The following is a 455-nucleotide window of genomic DNA, read 5'->3' on the forward strand; positions in this document are numbered from 1 at the left end:
AGGCGCCGACCTGGTCAGCCAGTGTCGACAGACTCAGATCGATGCCCTCCCGGGCGTAGCGCTCGCTCTGCCGATTCAAGGGCTGATGCTGGCCGAACTTCTCGAACAGGATCATGGCCAGCAGGTTCGGCCCGGCAAAGCCGCGCGGCGTCACGTGGAAGGGGGCTGGCGGCTGGGTGATCGTCTCGCAGTCCCGGCACGAGAACTTCTCGCGCACCGTCTGGATCACCTTCCACTGCCGGGGAACGACCTCCAGCGTCTCGGTAATGTCTTCGCCCAGCTTTGATAGCTTCGATGAGCCACAGCAAGGGCAGCTCTGCGGTGCGGCGATCACGACCCGCTCGCGCGGTAAATGTTCGGAGAACGGTTTGCGCGACGGACGCTTGCGCTGGAAGGATTGTACCGTCTGTGTCTTGGCCGCCGCCCTCTCGGCCGCCAGCTCGTCTTCGGTTGCC

General features: G+C 64.6%; 1 protein-coding gene. It reads right to left on the reverse strand.

Translation table 11 applies throughout. From position 1 onward, the window contains the following. On the reverse strand, window positions 1-455 hold a 455-nt coding region (locus XH98_RS12890; protein WP_271618802.1), incomplete at both ends, for an IS66 family transposase zinc-finger binding domain-containing protein.

The organism is Bradyrhizobium sp. CCBAU 51745 (genome assembly GCF_028128715.1).
GTDB lineage: Bacteria > Pseudomonadota > Alphaproteobacteria > Rhizobiales > Xanthobacteraceae > Bradyrhizobium > Bradyrhizobium manausense.